Source organism: Sulfuritortus calidifontis (assembly GCF_003967275.1).
Classification (GTDB): Bacteria; Pseudomonadota; Gammaproteobacteria; order Burkholderiales; family Thiobacillaceae; genus Sulfuritortus; species Sulfuritortus calidifontis.
Genome location: NZ_AP018721.1, coordinates 556,040 through 578,116 on the forward strand (window position 1 = coordinate 556,040; position 22,077 = coordinate 578,116).

29 protein-coding genes are annotated in these 22,077 nt (G+C 65.7%); 24 read left to right on the top strand and 5 right to left on the bottom strand.

From position 1 onward, the window contains the following. Positions 1 to 31: 31 nt before the first annotated feature. Genes panC through pcnB form a run of 5 tightly spaced genes read right to left on the bottom strand, consistent with a single transcriptional unit; the run spans position 32 to position 4,155 of the window. Entirely contained in the window at positions 32 to 865 is an 834-nt protein-coding gene (panC, locus tag EL388_RS03075) for a pantoate--beta-alanine ligase (RefSeq protein WP_126459424.1), read from the bottom strand. A gap of 2 nt (positions 866 to 867) precedes the next feature. Next, positions 868 to 1,659: a 3-methyl-2-oxobutanoate hydroxymethyltransferase gene (gene panB / locus EL388_RS03080; protein WP_126459427.1), complete on the bottom strand. Its 792-nt coding sequence runs from the start codon at positions 1,657 to 1,659 to the stop codon at positions 868 to 870. After that, positions 1,659 to 2,300, bottom strand: a complete 642-nt coding sequence (locus EL388_RS03085; protein WP_126459430.1) for a deoxynucleoside kinase — start codon at positions 2,298 to 2,300, stop codon at positions 1,659 to 1,661. The genes panB and EL388_RS03085 overlap by 1 nt, the downstream gene beginning before the upstream one ends. Beyond that, a complete protein-coding gene (gene folK, locus EL388_RS03090; RefSeq protein ID WP_420856650.1) occupies positions 2,301 to 2,813 on the bottom strand; it encodes a 2-amino-4-hydroxy-6-hydroxymethyldihydropteridine diphosphokinase in 513 nt (170 codons plus the stop codon). Then, entirely contained in the window at positions 2,806 to 4,155 is a 1,350-nt protein-coding gene (gene pcnB / locus EL388_RS14185) for a polynucleotide adenylyltransferase PcnB (RefSeq protein WP_126459433.1), read from the bottom strand. Before pcnB ends, folK begins: the two co-directional genes overlap by 8 nt. A 164-nt stretch (positions 4,156 to 4,319) precedes the next feature. Between pcnB and EL388_RS03100 the strand changes: the two genes are divergently transcribed. The 24 genes from EL388_RS03100 (at position 4,320) to EL388_RS03215 (ending at position 22,047) form a co-directional block, all read left to right on the top strand. Then, on the top strand, positions 4,320 to 4,925 hold the full coding sequence (locus EL388_RS03100) for a MotA/TolQ/ExbB proton channel family protein (RefSeq protein ID WP_126459436.1): 606 nt from the start codon (positions 4,320 to 4,322) through the stop codon (positions 4,923 to 4,925). Further along, the gene (locus EL388_RS03105) at positions 4,922 to 5,344 is read left to right on the top strand and encodes an ExbD/TolR family protein (protein WP_126459440.1); all 423 of its coding nucleotides are present in this window, start codon (positions 4,922 to 4,924) and stop codon (positions 5,342 to 5,344) included. Before EL388_RS03100 ends, EL388_RS03105 begins: the two co-directional genes overlap by 4 nt. A 2-nt stretch (positions 5,345 to 5,346) precedes the next feature. After that, positions 5,347 to 6,345, top strand: coding sequence for a tetraacyldisaccharide 4'-kinase (lpxK, locus tag EL388_RS03110; RefSeq protein WP_126459443.1), 999 nt, complete (start codon positions 5,347 to 5,349; stop codon positions 6,343 to 6,345). Beyond that, positions 6,326 to 6,508, top strand: coding sequence for a Trm112 family protein (locus tag EL388_RS03115; protein WP_126459446.1), 183 nt, complete (start codon positions 6,326 to 6,328; stop codon positions 6,506 to 6,508). Before lpxK ends, EL388_RS03115 begins: the two co-directional genes overlap by 20 nt. A gap of 3 nt (positions 6,509 to 6,511) precedes the next feature. Further along, positions 6,512 to 6,961 carry a flagellar export protein FliJ gene (gene fliJ, locus EL388_RS03120; RefSeq protein WP_126459448.1) on the top strand — a complete coding sequence of 150 codons (450 nt, stop codon included), beginning with the start codon at positions 6,512 to 6,514 and terminating at the stop codon, positions 6,959 to 6,961. A gap of 150 nt (positions 6,962 to 7,111) precedes the next feature. Further along, positions 7,112 to 8,167, top strand: a complete 1,056-nt coding sequence (locus EL388_RS03125) for a flagellar hook-length control protein FliK (protein WP_165919077.1) — start codon at positions 7,112 to 7,114, stop codon at positions 8,165 to 8,167. Positions 8,168 to 8,334: 167 nt separating this feature from the next. Then, positions 8,335 to 8,853: a flagellar basal body-associated protein FliL gene (gene fliL, locus EL388_RS03130; protein ID WP_126459454.1), complete on the top strand. Its 519-nt coding sequence runs from the start codon at positions 8,335 to 8,337 to the stop codon at positions 8,851 to 8,853. Between the two features lie 7 nt (positions 8,854 to 8,860). Next, positions 8,861 to 9,859, top strand: coding sequence for a flagellar motor switch protein FliM (fliM, locus tag EL388_RS03135; protein ID WP_126459457.1), 999 nt, complete (start codon positions 8,861 to 8,863; stop codon positions 9,857 to 9,859). After that, a complete protein-coding gene (gene fliN / locus EL388_RS03140; RefSeq protein WP_126459460.1) occupies positions 9,856 to 10,332 on the top strand; it encodes a flagellar motor switch protein FliN in 477 nt (158 codons plus the stop codon). The genes fliM and fliN overlap by 4 nt, the downstream gene beginning before the upstream one ends. 2 nt (positions 10,333 to 10,334) lie before the next feature. After that, positions 10,335 to 10,757 carry a flagellar biosynthetic protein FliO gene (gene fliO, locus EL388_RS03145; RefSeq protein ID WP_126459462.1) on the top strand — a complete coding sequence of 141 codons (423 nt, stop codon included), beginning with the start codon at positions 10,335 to 10,337 and terminating at the stop codon, positions 10,755 to 10,757. Between the two features lies 1 nt (position 10,758). Next, positions 10,759 to 11,490, top strand: coding sequence for a flagellar type III secretion system pore protein FliP (gene fliP / locus EL388_RS03150; RefSeq protein ID WP_126459465.1), 732 nt, complete (start codon positions 10,759 to 10,761; stop codon positions 11,488 to 11,490). Beyond that, a complete protein-coding gene (gene fliQ, locus EL388_RS03155; RefSeq protein ID WP_126459468.1) occupies positions 11,487 to 11,759 on the top strand; it encodes a flagellar biosynthesis protein FliQ in 273 nt (90 codons plus the stop codon). Before fliP ends, fliQ begins: the two co-directional genes overlap by 4 nt. After that, entirely contained in the window at positions 11,756 to 12,541 is a 786-nt protein-coding gene (gene fliR, locus EL388_RS03160) for a flagellar biosynthetic protein FliR (protein ID WP_126459472.1), read from the top strand. Before fliQ ends, fliR begins: the two co-directional genes overlap by 4 nt. Then, positions 12,538 to 13,038: a class I SAM-dependent methyltransferase gene (locus EL388_RS03165; RefSeq protein WP_126459475.1), complete on the top strand. Its 501-nt coding sequence runs from the start codon at positions 12,538 to 12,540 to the stop codon at positions 13,036 to 13,038. The genes fliR and EL388_RS03165 overlap by 4 nt, the downstream gene beginning before the upstream one ends. Before the next feature lie 47 nt (positions 13,039 to 13,085). Beyond that, a complete protein-coding gene (gene dapA, locus EL388_RS03170) occupies positions 13,086 to 13,961 on the top strand; it encodes a 4-hydroxy-tetrahydrodipicolinate synthase (protein WP_126463985.1) in 876 nt (291 codons plus the stop codon). 13 nt (positions 13,962 to 13,974) lie between these two features. Beyond that, on the top strand, positions 13,975 to 15,105 hold the full coding sequence (gene bamC / locus EL388_RS03175; protein WP_126459478.1) for an outer membrane protein assembly factor BamC: 1,131 nt from the start codon (positions 13,975 to 13,977) through the stop codon (positions 15,103 to 15,105). Positions 15,106 to 15,124: 19 nt separating this feature from the next. Next, on the top strand, positions 15,125 to 15,892 hold the full coding sequence (locus EL388_RS03180) for an MBL fold metallo-hydrolase (protein ID WP_126459481.1): 768 nt from the start codon (positions 15,125 to 15,127) through the stop codon (positions 15,890 to 15,892). A gap of 21 nt (positions 15,893 to 15,913) precedes the next feature. Continuing rightward, positions 15,914 to 17,233: a DEAD/DEAH box helicase gene (locus EL388_RS03185; protein WP_126459484.1), complete on the top strand. Its 1,320-nt coding sequence runs from the start codon at positions 15,914 to 15,916 to the stop codon at positions 17,231 to 17,233. Beyond that, positions 17,230 to 17,535: a DUF3301 domain-containing protein gene (locus tag EL388_RS03190; RefSeq protein ID WP_126459487.1), complete on the top strand. Its 306-nt coding sequence runs from the start codon at positions 17,230 to 17,232 to the stop codon at positions 17,533 to 17,535. The genes EL388_RS03185 and EL388_RS03190 overlap by 4 nt, the downstream gene beginning before the upstream one ends. A gap of 188 nt (positions 17,536 to 17,723) precedes the next feature. Next, complete coding sequence (locus tag EL388_RS03195) at positions 17,724 to 18,143, top strand: rubrerythrin family protein (protein WP_126459490.1); 420 nt, start codon at positions 17,724 to 17,726, stop codon at positions 18,141 to 18,143. A 71-nt stretch (positions 18,144 to 18,214) separates the two neighbouring features. Beyond that, positions 18,215 to 19,546: a heterodisulfide reductase-related iron-sulfur binding cluster gene (locus tag EL388_RS03200; RefSeq protein WP_126459493.1), complete on the top strand. Its 1,332-nt coding sequence runs from the start codon at positions 18,215 to 18,217 to the stop codon at positions 19,544 to 19,546. A gap of 9 nt (positions 19,547 to 19,555) precedes the next feature. After that, positions 19,556 to 20,143, top strand: a complete 588-nt coding sequence (locus tag EL388_RS03205; protein WP_126459496.1) for a DUF3501 family protein — start codon at positions 19,556 to 19,558, stop codon at positions 20,141 to 20,143. 130 nt (positions 20,144 to 20,273) lie between these two features. Beyond that, complete coding sequence (locus tag EL388_RS03210) at positions 20,274 to 21,473, top strand: SAM-dependent methyltransferase (RefSeq protein WP_126459499.1); 1,200 nt, start codon at positions 20,274 to 20,276, stop codon at positions 21,471 to 21,473. Positions 21,474 to 21,516: 43 nt separating this feature from the next. Further along, positions 21,517 to 22,047 (top strand): CNP1-like family protein, encoded by a 531-nt coding sequence (locus EL388_RS03215; RefSeq protein WP_126459501.1) that lies wholly within the window; start codon positions 21,517 to 21,519, stop codon positions 22,045 to 22,047. Positions 22,048 to 22,077: the final 30 nt, after the last annotated feature.

Consider the following 22,077-nt stretch of genomic DNA (forward strand, 5'->3'; position numbering starts at 1 on the left):
ATCCATTGAAAGGGCGGCAATTATACCCCCGTTAGCCGGGGAGGCCCACCTCGATATTGTCGATCAGCCGGGTGCCGCCCAGTCGGGCCGCCGCCAGGGCCACCAGGGCGGTTTCACCGGGCTGGGGCGCCAGCAGCGTGGCCTGGCTGCGGATGGCGACATAGTCCACGGCCCAGCCGTGCCGGGTCAGCTCGGCGCCGGCCGCGGCCTCGAGGGTGGCGAAGTCGCGGCGGCCGCCGGCCAGCTCGGCGGCAATGGCGCGCAGGGTGGCATACAGGCGGGGCGCCTCGGCCCGCTCGGCGGCGCTGAGATAGCCATTGCGCGAGGACAGGGCGAGGCCGTCCGCCGCCCGCACCGTCTCGCCTTCGAGGATTTCGATCGGCAGGTTGAACTGCCGCACCATCCCTTTGAGGATGAACAGCTGCTGGTAATCCTTCTTGCCGAAGGCGGCAAAGCGCGGCCGCACCATGTTGAACAGCTTCAGCACCACCGTGGCCACGCCCTGAAAGTGCCCCGGCCGCTGGGCGCCGCATAGCTCGCCGGCGAGCGGCGGCAGCACCTGGTAGGTCTGCGGCTCGGGGTACATCTCGGCCGGCTCCGGCGCGAACACGATGTCGGTGCCGGCGGCCGCGAGTTGCTCGCAATCGGCCGCCAGGGTGCGGGGATAGTGTTCGAAGTCCTCGCCGGCACCGAATTGCAGGGGATTGACGAAGATGCTCGCCACCACCGGCCGGCCGGCCTGGCGGGCCTGCTCGATGAGGGCGATGTGGCCGCGGTGCAGATTGCCCATGGTCGGCACGAAGGCGGTGTTCTCGGCGCCGGCGAGCGCCGCGCGCAACTCGGCGACGCGGTGGATGACCTGCATGGTCAGAACTGGTGCTCGGCGCCGGGGAAGCGGCCGGCCTTCACGGCCTCGACATAGGCGCGGACCCCGGCCTCGATGCCGTCGGCGCCGGGCATGAAATTCTTGGCGAAGCGCGGCGGCTGCTCGGTCAGCCCGAGCACGTCGTGCAGGACCAGGACCTGGCCCGAGCAGTCGCCGCCGGCGCCGATGCCGATGGTCGGGATGGCGAGGCTGCGGGTGACCTCGGCGGCCAGGGCGGCCGGGATCGATTCCATCAGCAGGATCTGGGCGCCGGCGGTCTCGAGTGCCTTGGCGTCCTGCAGCAGTTGCGCCGCCGCGGTCTGATCGCGGGCCTGGGCGCGGTAGCCGGTGAGGTTGACCGATTGCGGCAGCAGGCCGACATGGGCGCAGACCGGGATGCCGCGCTTAACCAGGAAGCTCACGGTGTCGGCCATGACCGCGCCGCCTTCAAGCTTGACCATGTTGGCGCCGGCCGCCATCAACCGCGCCGCGGCCTCGAAGGCCTGGGCCGGGCTGGCCTGGTAGCTGCCGAAGGGCAGGTCGGCCATGACGAAGGCACCGGTTCCGGCCTGGGCGACGCCGCGGGCGACCGCCTCGGTGTGGTAGGCCATGTGCTCCAGGCTGACCGCCAGGGTGGTGGCGTGGCCCTGCACGGTCATGCCCAGGGAGTCGCCGACCAGCAGGATGTCGACCCCGGCGCGCGCGAGCGCGCGGGCAAAGCTCGCGTCGTAGCAGGTCAGCGCGACCAGCTTTTCGCCTTTGGCTGTTTTGGCCAGCAGTTGCGGCAGAAACATCAGGCCCCCCGGTTGAAGAACTCGCGCGCGCCGCGCATCTCGCAGATGCGCTGGAACAAGAGCTCGAAGTCCTCTTCGCTGTCGGCGAAGTTGAGCCGTTCGCTGTTGACGATGAGCAGCGGCGCCGCGTCGTAATGATAGAAGAATTCCGTGTAGAGCCGGGCCAGTTCGGCCAGGTAGGCCTCGCCCATGCCCTGCTCGTAGGGCAGGCCGCGCCGGCGCACGCGCTGGGCCAGGGTGGCGGGCGCGGCCTGGAGGTAGATGACCAGGTCGGGCGCCGGCGTCTGCGGCTGCAAGTCCTGATAGAGCTTCTGGTAGAGCCGGAACTCGGCCTCCTCCAGGTTGAGCCGGGCGAACAGCATGTCCTTGTCGATCAGGTAGTCGGACACGGTGGCGCCGGCGAACAGGTCGCCCTGCGCCAGCTGCCGGCATTGCTCGGTGCGCGAGAGCAGGAAGAACAGCTGGGCGGCCAGGGCAAAGCGGCGCTTGTCTTCGTAGAAGCGGGCGAGGAAGGGATTTTCCGCCGCCTGCTCCAGGATCAGCTCGGCCGAGATGCGCGCAGCCAGGCGCCGGGCGAGGCTGGTCTTGCCCACGCCGATGGGGCCCTCGACCACGATGTAGCGCAGGTGTGCCGGCAGCATTCAGTTCAGCTTGGCCGCCAGGCTCGGGTGTGCCAGTTTGTGCAGGCCGCAGCTGTCGACGCCGCAAATGGCGGCGGCCGGGCCGATGCCGGGGATGCGGCAGTCGGGCGCGATCTCGAGCAGGGGCAGCAGGACGAAGCCGCGCTCATGCATGCGCGGGTGCGGCAGGGTCAGGCCCGGCTCGTGCATGATCAGGCCGTTGTAGAGCAGCAGGTCGAGGTCCAGCGTGCGCGGGGCATTGCGGAATTCGCGCCGGCGGCCGTGCCGCTGTTCGATCGCCAGCAGGGCGTCGAGCAGGGCGCGGGGCGTCAGGGCGGTTTCGAGCTCGGCCACGGCGTTGATGAAATCCGGCTGGTCGGTATAGCCGACCGGCTTGGACAGGTAGAGCGAGGAACGGGCGACCAGCCGGGTTCCCGGCAGGCGGGCCAGCTCGGGGAAGGCGCGCTCGACCTGGCTGGCCGGACCCTCCAGGTTGGCGCCGAGGGCGACGAAGGCCTGCACCGGCTTAGGCAAGATTGCTTGCTCCCTCGTTGCCGCTTCTGCGCGGCTTGCGCGGCCGGCGGCGGCGCTTGCCCTCGCCGGCCTTGGCCGGCAGCAGCATGGCGGCGCGCTCGGTCTCGCTGGCCTCCTGGAAGCGGGTCCACCAATCGGCCAGCTCCTGCGGCGCATCGCCGCCCTTGGCTCGGATCAGCAGGAAGTCATAACCGGCGCGGAAACGGGGGTGGGTCAGCAGGCGGTAGGGCCGGGCGCCGCTGCGCTGCTCGAAGCGCGGCTGCAGGGCCCAGATCTCCTTGATCATGCCGTCGAAGCGGCGGGGGAAGGCCAGGGTGTCGCGTTGCTGTTCCAGCACCTGGTCCATGGCGGCGAACAGCGCGGCCGCGGCCGGTTCGCCCTGATCCTGCAGGCGCTGCCAGGCCGTGTTCATGTCGAACCAGAGCAGGCAGGCGATCAGGAAGGCGGGTGAGGCCGACTGGTCGTTGCGCACGCGCTCGTCGGTGTCGTGCAGGGCGGCATGGATGAAGGGCTGCCGCTTGGGGTCGTCGAGGATGGCATCGAGCATGGGGAAGATGCCGTGGTGCAGGCCCTCGGCCCTGAGCTGGCGCACCCCGCGCTCGGCATGGCCCGAGAGCAACAGCTTGATCATCTCGTCGAACAGGCGCGCCGCCGGAATGCGCTCCAAAAGCGGGGCCAGCCTGGCGATCGGCGCGCGGGTCGCCGGGTCGATGCGGAAATCGAGCTTGGCGGCGAAGCGGGCGGCGCGCAGCATGCGCACCGGGTCCTCCCGATAGCGGGTCTCCGGGTCGCCGATCATGCGCAGGATGCGCTTCTTGGCATCATTCACGCCACCGTGGCTGTCCCAGATCTCTTCCCGCTCCGGGTCGTAATACAGGGCATTGACCGTGAAATCGCGACGGGCGGCATCCTCGGCCTGGCTGCCGAACACGTTGTCGCGCAGGATCAGGCCATCCTCGGCGGTTACCCGGTCCTCGTCGGCCTCGGGCTCGCCTTGACTGGCGCGGAAGGTGGTGACCTCGATGGTGTCGTTGCCGCAGTAGACGTGGACGATCTGGAAGCGGCGGCCGATGATGCGCGAGCGGCGGAAGCACCGGCGCACCTCCTCCGGGGTGGCGTCGGTGGCGACGTCGAAGTCCTTGGGTTCGCGGCCGATCAGCAGGTCGCGCACGGCGCCGCCGACGACGAAGGCGGCGTAACCGGCCTCGCTCAGGCTGCGGGTGACCTTGAGCGCGCAGGGGTGGATCTGTTCCCGGCGGATGCCGTGCCGGGCCAGGGGCAGGATGGTCGGCTTGTCGGCATCGCTGCCACCGAAGACCTTGCGGATCAGACGGCGGATCATTCGCAGTGCGGCCAAAGGCGGTGAAAGAGGAGGCAAAACAGGCGCATGGCGCAGGCGTCAAGCATGGAATGCGGCATTATACACGGCACCCCGACGTCGCCGGCTTGCCCGGTAACCCTGGTGCCAGTAGAGTTACGCGATTGCCAACCCCTGAGGAATCGCCAGTGTTAGCCCTTATCGAAGCCGCCGGCTGGCCCATCTGGCCGCTGATCATCGCCTCCATCATCGCCCTGGCCATTGTTTTCGAACGCTTCTATACCCTGCGCCGCAATCAGATCGTGCCGCCGCAGTTGCTGGAGCAGACCCTGGAGACCCTGCGCCGGCAGGGGGCGAACCCCGAGGTGCAGCGGGTGCTGGCCGAGAATTCGCCCATGGGCCGCATCTTCGCCGCCGGCCTGAAGAACCTGGCCAGCAGCCGCGAGGTGATGAAGGAGTCGCTGGAAGAGGCCGGCCGCGCCGTCGCCCACGACCTCGAGCGCTATCTGACCTCGCTCGGCACCATCGCCGCTGTCGCGCCGCTGCTCGGCCTCCTTGGCACCGTGGTCGGCATGGTCGAGATCTTCGGTTCCCAGTCGCCCACCGGCAGCAATCCGGCGGTGCTGGCCCACGGCATCTCGGTCGCCCTCTACAACACCGCTTTCGGCCTGATCGTCGCCATCCCCAGTCTGATCTTCCACCGCTTCTTCCGCGGCAAGGTCGAGGCCCTGCTGGTCGAAATGGAACAGCAGGCGATCAAGCTGGTCGAGATCGTCCACGGCGAACGCAAATGAACTTTCAACGCGGCCGCCACCGGGAAGACCCGGAGATCAATCTGATCCCGCTGATCGACGTGCTCCTGGTCATCCTGATCTTCCTCATGGTGACCACCACCTATGCCCGCTTCTCCGAGTTGCAGATCAACCTGCCCCAGGCCGCGGGCGATACGGCCAAGGAGCAGCCGGCGCAGATCGACGTCAACGTCGATGCCGCCGGCAACTACGTGATCAACAACGCCAAGGTCGCCTTCGCCGGCGTCGAGGGCCTGTCCGCGGCGCTGACCCAGGCCGCGGCCGGGGCCAAGGAGCCGGTGGTGGTGATCAGCGCCGATGCCAATGCCAGCCACCAGTCGGTCATCCATGTCATGGATGCCGCGCGGCGGGCGGGTTACGGCCGGGTGACCTTCGTCACTCAAACCACAGCCGGCGATTAGCCATGGAGCGGCTGGTCCGCTGCTGGTATCGGCCCTGCCCCTGGCGCTATCTGCTGACGCCGGTTTCCCTGCTGTTCTTCCTCGCGGTCTGGCTGCGCCGGCTGGCCTATCGAGCCGGCTGGCTGGGCGTCGAGCGTCTGCCGGTGCCGGTGGTGGTGGTCGGCAACATCGCGGTCGGCGGCACCGGCAAGACGCCGCTCACCATCTGGCTGGCCGAGCAGCTGCGCCAGGCGGGGTGGCATCCTGGCATCGTCAGCCGCGGCTATGGCGGCCGCCGCAGGGATGCAGCCCCGGTGCAGCCCGACAGCGACCCCGAGGATGTCGGTGACGAGCCGGTCTTGCTGGCGCAGCGCACCGGCTGTCCGGTCTGGGTCGGCCGGCGCCGCGCCGAGGCGGCCAGGCAATTGCTGGCCTTTCATCCCGAGGTCGATGTCATCCTCGCCGACGATGGCCTGCAGCACTATGCCCTGGCGCGCGACGTCGAGCTGGTCGTGGTCGATGGCGAGCGCGGTTTCGGCAACGGCTGGCTGTTGCCGGCCGGGCCCTTGCGTGAGCCGCGGTCGCGCCTGGACTCGGTGACGGCGGTGGTGGTCAACGGCGGCCAGATCCTGGCCGACCTGGCCGCGCCGCAGTTCGCCATGACCTTGTCCGGCCGTCGCTTCTGGCGCCTGGGCGCGCCGCAGACCGTGGTCGAGGCCGGGCATTTCGCCGGTCGCGCTGTCGAAGCCGTGGCCGGCATCGGCAACCCGGCGCGCTTCTTCCGCACCCTGGCCGACCTGGGTATCCGCGCCCAGCCGCATGCGCTGCCCGACCACCACCGCTACCGGCCGCAAGACCTGCCGGCCGGTACCGTGTTGATGACCGAGAAGGATGCGGTCAAGTGTGCCGCCTTCGAGCCGGCGGATGCCTGGGTGCTGAGGATTGACGCCGAGGTCGGCGCCGGACTAAAAAACATCATTCTGGAAAAGATAGGATCCCCCGATGGACGCCAAACTGCTTGATATCCTGGTCTGCCCCTTGTGCAAGGGACCGCTGGTCTACCTGAAGGAGGCGCAGGAGCTGGTGTGCAAGGCCGACCGCCTGGCCTTTCCCATTCGCGACGGCATCCCGGTGATGCTGGAAGATGAGGCGCGACGCCTGGCGGAGACCGAAGAAATCCGCTAAGCCATGGTCCGCTTCTCGCTCCAGCCCCTGTTGGAGCATTCGCAGCATCGGATGGAGGCCGCCGAAAGGCTCCTGCGCATGCTCAAGCGCAAGCAGGACGAGGCCAAGCGGCAGCTGGAGCAGTTGCACCAATTCCAGGGTGAGTATCAGGCGCGGCTGAAAACGGCCACGACCTCGGGCATGGGCATCCAGCAGCTGCGCGATTACCAGGGTTTCCTGGCCAAGGTCCAGGGGGCCATCGAGCACCAGCGGCAGGAGGCGCATCTGGCCGAGCAGCGCTGGCAGGCGGCCCACAAGCAATGGCTGGAGCTGCGGCAGAAGGTCAAGGCCTACGAGACCCTGGCCGCCCGCCATCGGGCCCAGGAAAACCGGCGCATGGAAAAACGCGAACAAAAACTCACTGACGAGCGTGCCAGCCGGCGAGTGGGCCGGGAGGATGAGGATCTGGCATAGCCCTTGCTTTTATTTCTGCCGTCACCAACGCACGAGTCGAACATGGCAGAGATTCTGGCAGGCCCTTCGGTTATCGCGGTCCCCAGTGCGGGGTCTGCTCAGGCAGCTAACGGCAAGCCCGCGGCAGGCGGTGCCGATGTCTTCGCCGGCGTGCTGTCGGGCCGAGTGGCGGCACTGGCCCAGGGCGAGACCCCGGCCAAAGGGGTGTCCCTGGCGGCCTTCGCCGGCAAATCCCATCTGTTCGGCGTCCCGGGGCTGCTGGCGGCCGACAAGGCTGCGGCTGTCGAAGGCGGGACAGTGGATGCCGCTTTGGATCCTGCGCTGCTGGCGGCCCTGGCCGGCGGCATGCCGATCGATCCAGCCCTGTTGGCGATGCTGGGCGCGAAGGGCAAGGCGGTCTCCGCCCAGGTCGATGCAGGGGCGGCAGATGTTGCCGTCGATGGCAAGGAATTGCCGGTTTCGGTGGCGCAGGACAAGAAGGCGCTGCCCGCCGCGAACGCGGCGGATGTGCTGACCGAACGCCTGGCGGCCGACCGTCCGGAAGCCGGCGACCCTGCCGGCCGCGACGCGGCCAAGGGGCTGCTGCTGGCTCAGGCGAACGTCCAATCCCAGGTGGATGCGAAGATCGTCGATGCCTCACTCAAGGCTGCGAACGTCCAAGTCGGTGGCGAAGCCCTGGCGGCGACCGGACAGGCCGTGGCGCGCAGCGACGAGCTGGCGCTGGCCGGTGTGGTCCAGCACAAGGGTGCGTCCGAGTCCTTGTCGCAGACGGTGCTGAGCGTGCGTACCCCCTTGCAGGCAGCCAACTGGGCGGCCGATTTCAGCCAGAAGGTGGTCTGGCTGGTCGGTCGCGAATCGCAGTCGGCCCAGATGATCCTGAACCCGCCGCAATTGGGGGCGGTCGAGGTGCGTTTGACTCTGACCGGCAGCGAGGCCGGTGCCCAGTTCTTCTCGCCCCACCAGGGCGTGCGGGAGGCGATCGAAGCAGCGATCCCCCGTCTGCGCGACATGATGGCCGAGGCAGGGCTGTCGTTGGGTCAGGCCTCGGTCAGTCCGGAGTCGTTCCGCGATTCGCGGACCCAGGATCGGCAGAGCGGCGGTGCTGGCGGCTCGGCTGAAGATGATGGCGGGGATGTGGGCATGATCGCCAATCTGCCGCCGGCTCGTCGCGTGATGGGCCAGGGTCTGGTCGATCTCTACGTCTGACGCCCGATTCCGTTGTTGTTACCGAGCAAATCCTTGATCTGGTGCGGCTGTCGCCTTGCGTTTCATCTTGCCCTGTCGTAATAAAAAACTTAAGCTTGCGCGGGAAAGTATCTGTTTTTTGAATCATTTTCTCGCAGGTTCTGCGTCAGGTAAGTAGTGGGGGTTGCATGGCCAAAGGGAAAGACGACGATCAGTTGCAGGATGAGGCGCTCGAACAGGCTCCGGCGCCCGGCAGAAAAAAAAGATTGCTGTTCATGCTTATCGGCATCGTGGCCCTGCTGGTGCTGGTCGGTGGCGGCGTCGGCGTCTGGTTGTTGATGGCGCCGGCAGAAGAAGGCAAGCAGCAGACCGAGCAGGCGGCCAAGGAGGAAGAGCATCCTCCGATCTACGAAAAACTTGAGACCTTCACGGTCAATCTGGCGGATCGCGAACATTATCTGCAGGTCGAAGTCGCCTTGAAGCTGTCCGATTCCGAAGCGCAACAGAAGGTGAAGCTGTACATGCCCGAGGTGCGTGATGTGCTGCTGCGCCTGCTGTCGAGCAAGACCTATGAAGAGCTGGGCAGCCAGGAAGGCAAGGACAAACTGGCCAGTGAAATCCAGGCCCAGCTCAATGATGTGCTCCGGATCAAGGAGCGCGGCAAGGGTGTGAAGGGCGTGCTGTTCAACTCATTTATTATTCAGTGAGAGGGGCGTGGCGGACGATATCCTTTCCCAGGAAGAAGTCGATGCCCTCCTGCGCGGCGTCACCGGCGAGCCGGAAGAGACGGCAGCAGAGGAGGCTGGGGAGGGTATCCGCTCCTACGATATCGGTCGCCAGGAACGGATCGTCCGTGGGCGCATGCCCACGCTCGAGATCATCAACGAGCGCTTCGCCCGCAACTTCCGCATCGGCCTGTTCAACCTGATCCGGCGCACGGCGGAAATCTCCGTCTCGCCGGTCACGGTCATCAAGTACAGCGAGTTCGTTCGCAACCTGGTGGTGCCGACCAACCTCAATCTGATCCACATGTCGCCGTTGCGCGGCACCGCATTGTTCGTGTTCGATCCCAATCTGGTGTTCCTGGTGATCGACAACATGTTCGGTGGCGACGGGCGTTTCCACATGCGGGTCGAAGGACGCGACTTCACCCTGGCCGAGCAGCGCATCATCAAGAAGATGCTGGAAGTCACCTTCGAGGAATACCGCAAGGCCTGGGAGCCGATCTATCCGATCCAGTATGAATATGTGCGCTCGGAGATGAACACCCAGTTCGCCAACATCGCGACGCCGACCGAGGTGGTGGTGGTGTGCACCTTCAACATCGAGCTGGGCGCCGGCGGCGGCGATTTCCACGTCTGCATGCCATACAGTATGATTGAGCCTATACGCGACCTGTTGACCAGCACCATGCAGGCCGACCGCGCGGAGGCCGACGAACGCTGGGTCTCCCAGCTTTCCTTGCAGGTGCAGGATGCGCAGGTCGAATTGGTGGCGGACCTCGGTCAGACCTCGGTGACCCTGGGCCAGATCCTGGACCTTAAGGTGGGGGACGTGATCTCGCTCGATTTGCCGGATGCCGTGGTCGCCGCAGTCGATGGCGTGCCCTTGTTCGAATGCCAGTATGGCCAGAAAAACGGGCAGTACGCCCTCAAGGTGGGCCGGGTGCTGGAAGGTTATGAGCGTGTATCCCGGGCCGGAGGCAAGCGATGAGCGAAGAAGCCGAGAAGGAAATATCCGCTGACGACTGGGCGGCCGCCATGGCCGAGCAGGAAACCGCGGACCAGGCGGCCGCGGGCTCCGGTGCCGACGACTGGGCGGCTGCGATGGCGGAGCAAGCCGCGGTCGATGCCGCCGCGCCTGCGGCCCAGAAGGCCAACGTCTTTCAGCCGCTCACCGCCGACGCGACGCAGCCGGCGGCGGCCAACAATCTCGATCTCATCCTCGACATCCCGGTTTCGCTCAACGTCGAACTGGGCCGGACCAAGCTGGCCATCCGCAATCTGCTGCAGTTGGCCCAAGGCTCCGTGGTCGAACTCGACGGCCTGGCCGGCGAGCCGATGGATGTCCTGGTCAATGGCACCCTCATCGCCCAAGGCGAGGTGGTGGTGGTCAATGACAAGTTCGGTATCCGCCTGACCGACATCATCAGCCCGGCCGAGCGCTTGCGCCGCCTCAACCGATAATCATGCGGCCTACCCCGCACTTGCTGGGCTTCCCGGCCTTCCTTGCGCCGTCTGCCTTGCTGGCGGCCGATTCGGCCTCGGTGCAGACCTCGACGGCGGGCGCCTTGTTGCAGACCTTTCTCGCCCTGGTCGTGGTGCTGGGCATCCTCTACGCCTTTCTCTGGCTGTTGCGACGTTATGCGCCATCCCAGACCGGTACCCAGGGCGTGGTCAAGGTGGTGGGGGGGGTCATGCTCGGACCTCGGGAAAAGGTGGTGGTGGTCGAAGTCGGCGAGACCTGGCTCCTGGTTGGCGTCGCACCGGGTCAGGTGAGTGCCCTGCATACCCTGCCCAAGCCCGAGGGCTATATCGTCAGCCCAACCGCCTCGCCCCAAGCCCCTTTTGCCGGCAAACTGGGCGAGTTGCTGGCCCGCCGCAAGAACTGACATGCGTTGGTGGTGGCTGGCCCTGCTGTTGATGCCTGCCGCGGCCTGGGCCGCACCCGGCATTCCTGCCTTCACCAGCACCCCAGGTCCTGGCGGCAGCACCAATTACAGCTTCAGCCTGGAGGCCCTGCTCCTCCTCACCGCCCTGACCTTCCTGCCGGCGGCCCTGCTGATGATGACCGCCTTCACCCGGATCGTGATTGTGCTCGCCCTGTTGCGCCAGGCCATCGGCACCATGCAGGCGCCGCCCAACCAAGTGCTGGTCGGCCTTGCCCTGTTCCTGACCTTTTTCATCATGGCCCCGGTGTTCGACAAGATATACGATGAGGCTTGGCAGCCTTACTCGAAGAACCAGATCAACTTCGTCGAGGCGGTCGACCGTGGCGCCCAGCCGCTCAAGGCCTTCATGCTTAAGCAGACCCGGCAGGAAGACTTGGCCCTGTTCGTCAAGCTGTCGAACCACCCGCCCTTGCAAGGGCCGGAGGAAACGCCGATGAAGATCCTGGTGCCGGCCTACGTCATCAGTGAGTTGAAGACGGCCTTCCAGATCGGCTTCATCGTCTTCATCCCCTTCCTCATCATCGACATGGTGGTCGCCAGCGTGCTGATGTCCATGGGTATGGTGATGCTGTCGCCGGTTCTGGTCTCGCTGCCGTTCAAGCTCATGCTGTTCGTGCTGGCCGACGGCTGGAGCCTGCTAATCGCCTCTCTGGTGCAGACCTTCGCGATATGACCCCGGACACCGTCGTCGCCCTCATGCGTCAGGCCCTGGAAGTGGCCATGCTGGCGGCCGCGCCGCTTCTGATCGCCTCGTTGGCGACGGGTCTTATCATCAGTATTTTCCAGGCCGCCACCCAGATCAACGAGATGACCCTGACCTTCATCCCCAAGCTGGTGGTGATGTTCGTCGTCTTGGTCATCACCGGTCCCTGGACCATCGAGTTGCTGGTCGATTACACCCAGCGACTACTCAACAACATCCCGGGCATCATCGGCGGATGATCAGCGTCACGTCAGACCAGTTGACTACCTGGCTGGCATTGTTTTTCTGGCCCTTTGTCCGCGTCATGGCTTGGCTGTCGGTTGATCCTCTCCTGGGTAACCGGTCGGCGCCGGTGTCGGTGCGCGTCGCCTTCGCTTTTGTCCTCACTCTCGTGGTCGCGCCCGTCCTGCCCGAGATGCCCAAGGTGCCGCTGGTGTCCGGCGAAGGCTTCCTGCTGCTCAGCCAGCAGATCCTGGTCGGCCTGAGCCTGGGCTTCGTGCTGCGCCTGGTCTTTGCCGCCATCGAATTCTCCGGCCAGTTCATGGGCCTGCAGATGGGCCTGTCCTTCGCCACTCTGTTCGACCCGATCCACGGCGCCCAGACCCCCGTGCTGTCCCAGTTCATGGTGCTGATGGCGGCCCTCATGCTGTTCGCTACCAACGGACACCACTTGGTGATCGGCGCCCTGGTCGATAGCTTTCGCCAGGTGCCGGTGACGGTGGAGCCGCTGTCCGCGCGTGGCCTGTATACCGTGGTCGAGTGGGCCGGCAGCATCTTCTCGACGGGGCTGCAGATTGCCCTGCCGGTGAGCGCCACCTTGCTGGCGACCAACCTGGCGATCGGCATGATGACGCGGGCGGCGCCGCAGTTGAACATCTTCGCGGTCGGCTTTCCGCTCACCCTGACTGCCGGCTTCTTCATTCTCTACACGGCCATCGGCTATTTCCCGCCGCTGATCGAGCGGGTCTGGCATGAGGCCATCGGGGTCATGGGCGCGACGGCCAGGGGGCTGGCACCGTGAGCGCCTCGCCCTGGGTCGCCCGTTGGGCAAAGGTAATTCCGGCAGGCGGTCGGGTGCTGGATCTGGCCTGCGGCTCAGGTCGGCATGCCGTTTATCTGGCCGGGCAGGGCTATCAGGTCGACGCGGTCGACCTCGACCTCAATCTTAGCCAACCGGTGCGCGACACGGCGGGGGTGCGCTGGTTGCAGCAGGACCTGGAACAGGGGGGCTGGCCGTTCGAGTCGGCGGCCTATCAGGGCCTGGTGGTAGTGAATTATCTGCACCGGCCCTTGTTTCCCCACTTGATCGACGCCCTGGCGTCGGGCGGTGTGTTGATCTATGAGACCTTCGCCCTGGGTCAGGAGCGCTTCGGCCGGCCGAAGAACCCGGCCTACCTGCTGCTGCCGGGGGAACTTCTGGAACTTGCCCGCGGTCGGCTGCGTGTGCTCGCCTACGAGGACTTGACCGAGTCGGAGCCGGCCCGCCGGCTGCAGCGGCTGTGCGCGATCAAACCCTAAGCCCCCGCTTTTGAGTACAATCGTGTAATTTTTCGGACCCGATGGACATGTTTACCGGCAGTCTTGTTGCGCTCGTCACCCCCATGCGCCCCGACGGCGCCCTCGATCTCGATGGCCTGAAACGGCTGGTCGACTGGCACGTCGAGCAGGGGACCGACGGTCTGGTGATTGTCGGCACCACCGGCGAGTCGCCCACCGTCAGCCAGGAAGAGCACTGCTTACTGATCCGCACCGCCGTCGAGCATGCCGCGGGTCGCATCCCGATCATCGCTGGCACCGGCGCCAACTCGACCGCCGAGGCCATCGAGCTGACCCGCTGTGCCAAGGCGGCCGGCGCCGCCGCCGGGCTGTCGGTCGCGCCCTACTACAACAAGCCGACCCAGGAAGGCCTGTACCGGCACTTCAAGACCATCGCCGAGGCGGTCGACCTGCCGATGATCCTGTACAACGTGCCCGGCCGCACCGTGGCCGACATCGGCAACGATACCGTGCTGCGCCTGGCACAGGTGCCCGGCATCATCGGGATCAAGGACGCGACCGGCAATATCGAGCGCGGTAGTGACCTGATCAAGCGCGCGCCCAAGGGCTTTGCCATCTACAGCGGCGACGATGCCAGCGGCCTGGCCCTGATGCTGCTGGGCGGCCACGGCGTGATCTCGGTCACCTCCAACGTGGCGCCCAAGCTGATGCACGAGATGTGCGCCGCCGCCTTCGCCGGCGACCTGGCCCGCGCCCGCGAGATCAACTTCAAGCTGCTCGGCCTGCATCAGAAGCTGTTCGTCGAGGCCAACCCGATCCCGGTCAAGTGGGCCCTGGCCGAGATGGGCCGAGTCGAGCGGGGCATCCGTCTGCCGCTGACCGAACTGTCGGCCGCCCACCACGAAACCCTGCGCGCCGCCTTGCGCGAAGCGAACGCCCTTTAAGGATTCAAGACCTATGCGCACGACTGCCCTTGCCCTGTTAGCTGCAGCCCTGGTTCTTGGCGGTTGCTCCTTCGTCGAATCGAAGAAGATCGACTACAAGTCGGCCGGCAGCCTGCCATCGCTCGAGGTGCCGCCCGACCTGATCCTGCCCAGCGGCGACAAGCGTTTTGCCGTGCCCGACACGGCGGTCAAGGGTAGCGCCACCTATTCCGCCTACAGCGCCGAGCGCAGCGGCCAGAAGACGACCGGCAACAGCCAGCTGTTGCCGGCGATCGACAAGGTCAGCATCCAGCGCTCGGGCAGTCAGCGCTGGCTGGTGGTCCAGTTGCCGCCGCAGGAGGTCTGGCCCGTGGTCAAGGACTTCTGGCAGGAGATGGGCTTCCTGGTCAACCTGGAGTTGCCCGACGCCGGCGTGATCGAGACCGACTGGGCGGAGAACCGGGCCAAGATTCCGCAGGACATGATCCGCAACTTTCTGGGCAAGGTGATCGATTCGGTCTATTCCACCGCCGAGCGCGACAAGTTCCGCACCCGCCTGGAGCCCTCGGCCGACGGCAAGTCGACCGAGATTTACATCAGCCATCGCGGCATGTTTGAAGTATTCGAAGGCACCGTCGGTGGCGGCGACCAGGGCACCGGTCGCACGGTCTGGCAGCCGCGCCCAGCCGACCCCGAACTGGAGGCCGAGATGCTGCGCCGCCTGATGGTTCGCTTCGGCGTCGAGGAGGTACGGGCCAAGAGCATGCTGGCCGAAAAGGTGTTCGAGCCGCGCGCCAGCAAGATCCAGAGTGCCGATGGCGCGGCCATGCTGAGCATTCCGGAAGGCTTCGATCGTGCCTGGCGCCGTGTCGGCCTGGCGCTCGATCGGGTCGGCTTCGCCGTCGAGGATCGCAACCGCGCCGCCGGCGTCTACTATGTCCGCTATGCCGACCCCGATGCCGGCAGCAAGAAAGAGAAGGGCTTCCTGTCCAAGCTGGCATTCTGGAGCAGCGACGACAGCAAGGCCCTGAGCCAGCGCTATCGGGTTCAAGTGGCCCAGAAGGGCGACGCCACCCAGGTGGCTGTGCTCGAAGAGAGCGGCCAGCCGCTGAAGAACGAGACGGCCCAGCGGATCATCAATCTGCTGTACGAGCAGTTGAAGTAAGTTAAGAACCGCCTGCAGGATGCGTTTCGCCTGTCTCGGTAGCGGCAGCCGGGGGAACGCCTGGCTGGTCGAGGCGGGCGGCACCCGGGTCCTGGTCGATTGCGGTTTCAGCGCCCGGGAAACAGCCAAGCGCCTGGAGCGACTGGGGGTCGAGGCAGATTCGGTCGATGCCTTGCTGCTGACCCACGAGCATGCCGATCACGCGCGCGGCGTGGCTGGTTTCTCGGCGCGCTATCGCTGCGAGGTCTGGTTGACTCACGGCGCCCGCGGCATGCTGCAGGCCACCGACAGCCTGCCCCAGCGGGTGCGCGAGATCGATTCCCACAGCGCTTTTGCCGTGGGCGATCTGGCGATCACACCGGTGGCGGTGCCGCACGATGCGCGCGAGCCGGTCCAGTTCGTGTTGTCCGATGGCCAGCATCGCTTGGGCATCCTGACCGACGCCGGCCATGTGACGCCGCATATGGAGACGATGTTCAGTGGCTGCGACGCCCTGGCCATCGAATGCAATCACGATGTCGAGCTGCTGCGTCAGGGCAGTTACCCGCCGGCCCTGAAGACCCGCATCCTGGGGCGTTACGGCCACCTGGACAACGGCACGGCGCGGCAGCTGCTGGCCCGGGTCGCCTCTGGCCGCCTGCAGCATGTCCTCGCGGCGCACTTGAGCGAGGAGAACAACCGCCCTGAGCTGGCCCGGCGTGCCCTGGCCGGGGCGCTGGGTTGTGAAGAGGATTGGATCGGCGTGGCCGATCAGGAACAGGGCAGCGATTGGCGCCAGATTGTTTGAACGTGAGTTTATTGGATAGCGATGAGTGAGTCGTCGGCCTTGGAGGCCGCCAGCAGTTTTGCCGAATTGAACCTGAGCCCCGAGATCCAGCGGGCGCTGGACGACATGGGCTATCAGACCCCGACGCCGATCCAGAAGCAGGCCATCCCCCTGGTGCTGGCGGGGCGCGATCTCATGGCCCAGGCCCAGACCGGCACCGGCAAGACCGCCGCCTTCGCCTTGCCGCTGCTGCAGAAGATGCAGCCCTTCGCCAACACCAGCACCTCGCCGGCGCGCCACCCCGTGCGCGCCCTGGTCCTGGCGCCGACCCGCGAACTGGCGATCCAGGTCTACGAGAGTGTCGTCGCCTACGGCAAGCATATTCCGCTGCGTAGCACCGTGGTCTACGGCGGCGTCGGTCTCGACACCCAGACCCCGCAGCTGCGTGCCGGGGTCGAGGTGCTGGTGGCGACGCCCGGCCGCCTGCTCGACCATGCCGGCAGCCGCGTGCTGAGCCTGGCCCAGGTCGAATACCTGGTGCTGGACGAGGCCGACCGCATGCTGGACATGGGCTTTCTACCCGACCTCAAGCGCATCCTCAGCCTGCTGCCACAGAATCGGCAGACCCTGCTGTTCTCCGCCACCTTCGACGACAGCATCACCCGTCTGGCCCAAAGCTTCCTGCGCGACCCGCTCAAGGTCGAGGTCGCCCGGCGCAACACCGCGGCGGAAACCGTGGAGCAGGTGGTGCACAAGGCGCGGGAGGAAGAGAAGATCGACGCCTTGGTGCGGGTGGTCAGTGCGCGGGAGATCAGCCAGGCCATCGTCTTCACCCGGACCAAGCTGACCGCCGACCGCCTGGGCCGGCAACTGCAGCGGCGCAGCCTCGAGGTGGCCGTGATCCACGGCGACAAGGCGCAGAGCGAGCGCCTGCTGGCCCTGGAGGGCTTCAAGCAGGGCAAGACCCGGCTGCTGGTGGCGACCGACATCGCCGCCCGCGGCCTGGACATCGCCGAGTTGCCCTGCGTGATCAATTTCGAGCTGCCCTATTCGCCGGAGGATTATGTCCACCGCATTGGCCGCACCGGCAGGGCGGGGGCGGAAGGCCTGGCGGTGTCGCTGGTGGCGCCGGACGAGGAAAAGCTGCTCGCCGCCATCGAGAAATTCATCAACAAATCCCTGCCGGCGGCGCCCCTGCCCAAAACGGCGGCGCCGGTTGCCCCCAGTTGGACCGCTCCGGCCGCGCCGGTCGTCCCGGGGCGTGTGCTCGCCGCGGCCGGCCCGCGCGGTCGCCGGACCGAACCGGTCTGCGCTCTGCTGCTGCCGCCGGTGCGGACCGAAGGCGAAGCCAGCCCGGAATGAGCGGCGAGTGGCTGGCCCTCGGCGCGCTCGCCGCCGCCGGCTGGCTCTGGTGGGATGGCCTGCAGAAGCGTGAACTGGCCATCGCCGCCGCGCGTGTCCTCTGCACTCGGGCCGGCGTCCAGCTATTGGACGAGACCGTCTCCCAGCGCCGTTTGCGCCTGCGCCGCGATGACCGGCAGCAGGTCCGCTTCTACCGGGAATTCGCCTTCGAATACGCCACTACCGGCGACGAGCGCCTGCCGGGTCGGGTCTATCTCCTGGGCAGCCAAGTGCTGGACGCCCACCTGATCGAATCGGCCTGAGGCGCTTCATGCCTGGACATTCTCCCGTCCGGGCATATAACAAAACCTTCACCCCAGCGTGGTAAAACCCGTTGACAGGCTCGGGGTCGAAAAATAAACTAGATTTACGATTTAGATTGATTCTAAAACCGTGCACCCGCAGCCCGGCTCGGGAGTCAGCCGGGCAATATCGATAGAGGAGCTCAACCATGCAACTGAAAGGTTCCAAGACCGAAGGTCACCTGAAGGCTGCCTTCGCCGGCGAGTCCCAGGCCAACCGTCGCTATCTGTATTTCGCCGCCAAGGCCGACGTCGAGGGTTACAACGATGTCGCTGCCGTGTTCCGTTCCACCGCCGAAGGCGAGACCGGCCATGCCCACGGCCACCTGGAGTACCTTGAGGCCTGCGGCGACCCTGCCACCGGCCTGCCCATCGGCGGCACCTCCGACAATCTGAAGGCCGCCATCGCCGGCGAGACCCATGAGTACACCGACATGTACCCGGGCATGGCCAAGGATGCCCGCAGCGAAGGCTTCGACGAGATCGCCGACTGGTTCGAGACCCTGGCCAAGGCCGAGCGTTCGCACGCCAACCGTTTCCAGAAGGCCCTGGATACCCTCGGTCAGTAAGCGCTGTACCGGCGGGCTGTGCGAGCGGCCCGCCGCTTTCTATTTACACAAGAATTCTGAGGAGTTGCAGCATGGCCCAACGCGAAGGCAGCCTGGATGCCCCGACCCGCCACGCCCTCGACTGGCAGAACCCCAAGTTCTACGACGAGGCGGACCTGTTTCATGAGTTGGAGCGGGTCTACGACATCTGCCACGGTTGCCGTCGCTGCGTAAGCCTGTGCACCTCCTTTCCCACCCTGTTCGACCTGGTCGACGAATCGCCGACCATGGAGGTCGACGGCATCAAGAAAGACGACTACTGGAAGGTGGTCGACCAGTGCTATCTGTGCGATCTCTGCTTCATGACCAAGTGCCCCTACGTGCCGCCGCACGAGTGGAACCTGGATTTCCCGCACCTCATGTTGCGGGCCAAGGCGGTCAAGTTCAAGAAAGGCGAGGTCAAATTCCGCGACAAGCTCCTGTCGAGCACCGATGCCCTGGGCAAGCTGGCCTCGATCCCGGTGGTCACCCAGGTCACCAACTTCGCCATCAACAACGGTGCTGCCCGTTCGGTGCTGGATGGCGTGTTGGAGATCCACAAGGATCGCAAGCTGCCCGAATACGCCGGCCGCACCTTCCGTGCCTCGGCCAAGCCGCGCAGCGATTTTCCGGCCCGGCCGGGTGAGCGCACCCCGGGTAAGGTGGCGATCTATTCGACCTGCTATGTGAACTACAACGAGCCCGGCATCGGCCACGACCTGATCAAACTGCTCGAGCACAACGAGATTCCGAGCATCGTGGTCGAGAAGGAGGCCTGCTGCGGCATGCCCAAGCTGGAGCTGGGCGACCTGGAGACGGTGGCCAAGCACAAGGACATCAACATCCCCATGCTGGCCAGGCTGGCGCGCGAGGGCTATGCCATCCTCACCGCGGTGCCGTCCTGCACCCTGATGTTCAAGCAGGAACTGCCGCTGATGTTCCCCGACGACGCCGAGGTCAAGGCGGTGCAGGAAGCGATGTACGACCCCTTCGAATACCTCATGCTGCGCCACATGGACGGCCTGCTCAAGACCGACTTCAAAGAGCCCCTGGGCAACGTTTCCTACCACGTGCCCTGTCATTTGAGGGTGCAGAACATGGGCAACAAGACGCGCGATGCGCTCAAGCTGGCCGGGGCCGAGGTCAACATGGTCGAGCGCTGCTCCGGCCACGACGGCACCTGGGGCGTGAAGAAGGAATATTTCGACAACTCGATGAAGATCGGCCGGCCGGTGTTCAAGCAGATGGGCGACAAGACGCCGCAGTGGATCAGCTCCGACTGCGCCATCGCCGGTCGCCACATCCAGCAGGGCATGGGCGAGGCCGGCGCGCAGGCGCGCAAGGAGCACCCGCTCACCCTGCTGCGCATTGCCTACGGACTCTAAGAGGAAACCATGCCGAAGATCACCCGTGACAGCCTGATGTCGCTCGAGGCCTATGCCAAGGCCCGACCGGAATTCCGCACCAAGATCATGGCGCACAAGAAGAACCGCATCGTCCACTTGGGTACCCACATCACCCTGCACTTCGAGGACGAGCTGACCATGCGCTACCAGGTGCAGGAGATGCTGCGCGCCGAGCGCATCTTCGAGGAAGAGGGCATCCAGGAGGAACTCGATGCCTATAACCCGCTGGTGCCGGACGGCAGCAACTGGAAGGCGACCATGATGATCGAATACCCCGATATCGAGGAGCGCAAGGTCAAGCTGGCCGAACTCAAGGGCGTCGAGAACCGCGTCTGGGTTCAGGTGGCGGGGCACGACAAGGTCTATGCCATTGCCGACGAGGACCTGGAGCGCGAGAACGAGGAGAAGACCTCCTCGGTTCATTTCATGCGCTTCGAGCTGGCCCCGGCCATGGTCAACGCCGCCAAGGCGGGAGCCGCCATCGGTGTCGGCGTCGACCACCCGGCTTATATGGAGGCGGTCAGCCCCCTGCCGGCCAACATCCGCGATTCGCTGACAGCCGATCTGTCGGCCTGAACCGTTGGATAAGTTTTAAGGCGTTGTGGCGTCCGGAGGGTGAACTATAAATAAATCCCGATGCGCGGCCGGGCCGCTCAATCGGGCATAACAAGCGGTTGTGTCCAATGTGGCAAATGGAGGTGGGACCATGCTACGGGATGTCTTATTGCAACAGTTTCAGGCGCGGCTTCAGGGGCTGCCCCTGCGGGTGCAGACCTGGCGCGGCGATATCCTCGAAGGTGCCGGGGCCAAGGTGCATCTTGAACTGCACACGCCCAAGGCCCTGAAGGTGCTGACCAGCCCGACCATGGGCGGACTGGCCCGCGCCTATGTCGAGGGCCTGATCGACCTCAAGGGCAAGGCCGAGGACATCCTGCGCCTGGGCCAGGCCTTCTGCCGGGCCGACGCCTGCCGCACCGGCAAAGGCAGCGAGGCCTGGAAGTGGTGGCGGCACACCCGTCTGCGCGACCGTAAGAACATCGCCTATCACTACGACGTCTCCAACGATTTCTATAGCCTCTGGCTGGACAAGAATCGGGTCTATTCCTGCGCCTATTTCGAGGCGACCGAAGATACCCTGGACAGCGCACAGGAGAAGAAGCTCGACCTGATCTGCCGCAAGCTCATGCTACAGCCGGGCGAACGCCTGCTCGACATTGGCTGCGGCTGGGGCGGGCTGATCCTGCGTGCGGCCGAGCATTATGGCGTGCAGGCCACCGGCATCACCTTGAGCCAGAACCAGCACGACTATGTTCAGGAACAGGTTCGGCAACGCGGCTTGCAGGGCAAGGTCGAGGTGCGGCTGATGGACTACCGCGACGTGCCGGAAGACATCGGTTACGACAAGATCGCCAGCGTCGGCATGTTCGAGCATGTCGGCCGGCGCAACTTGCGGCCCTATTTCGACAAGATCGCCCGCCTCTTGCGGCCGGGTGGCCTGGTGATGAACCACGGCATCACCTCGGTGGCGCTGAACAGCAAAGGGCTGTCCAGCGGCATCTCTGAATTTGTCGAGCAGTATGTCTTTCCCGGCGGCGAACTCGTTCATGCCTCGACCGTGATGCAGGAAATGGCCGCTGCCGGCATCGAACCGCTGGATGCGGAAAACCTCCGGCCCCATTACGGCCGCACACTCTGGGAATGGGTCAACCGGCTGGAGGCGCGGGAGACCGAGGCGATCCGGATGATCGGCGAGAAGCGCTACCGCATCTGGCGCATCTACATGGCCGGCTCCGCCTTCGCCTTCGACAACAACTGGCTGGCGCTGTTCCAGATATTGGGCGGCAAGCCGGACGCGGCCGGCCGGCAGGTCTATCCCTTCAATCGCAGGCACGTCTACGCCACTTGATACGGGCAGGGTATCATTCCGGTCATCGACCCGGAGTGACCCCATGCGCCAGCTGCTGCTCTGCCTCGCCCTTGCCGCTGCCCTGCCTGTTCAGGCGGACAGCTATACCTGGGGCAAAAAACAATTCGAATACGATTACGACGAAGAGAAGAAACCCTGGGAAGAAATCCAGGCCCAGATGCCAGCTGCGCCCAAGGCCGAGGCGCTGATGCCTTTTACGCTGGATGCCACGGCCACCGGAAAATATTACATCGACGGCAACTCGCTTTCGGTCGGCGAGGACGGCGTCGTCCGCTATACCGTGGTGATCGTGTCGGCGCAGGGTGCACGTACCGTCAACTTCGAAGGCATGCGCTGTACCACCGGCGAGCGCAAGATCTACGCCTTCGGTCGCCCCAACGGCGAGTGGGCGCGCAACCGCTATCCGCGCTGGGAGCCGATCAACGCCCGGCAGCAGTCCAGCTATCATCGCGAGCTGTTCTTTTCCTACTTCTGCGCCGGTGGCGAGGGACTGCCCGATCTCGCGCGCATCCAGTACCGGCTGAAGACCGGTGGCTACCGGCCGCCTCAATAGCACTCCGTACGACCCGTACGACGTTGGCGA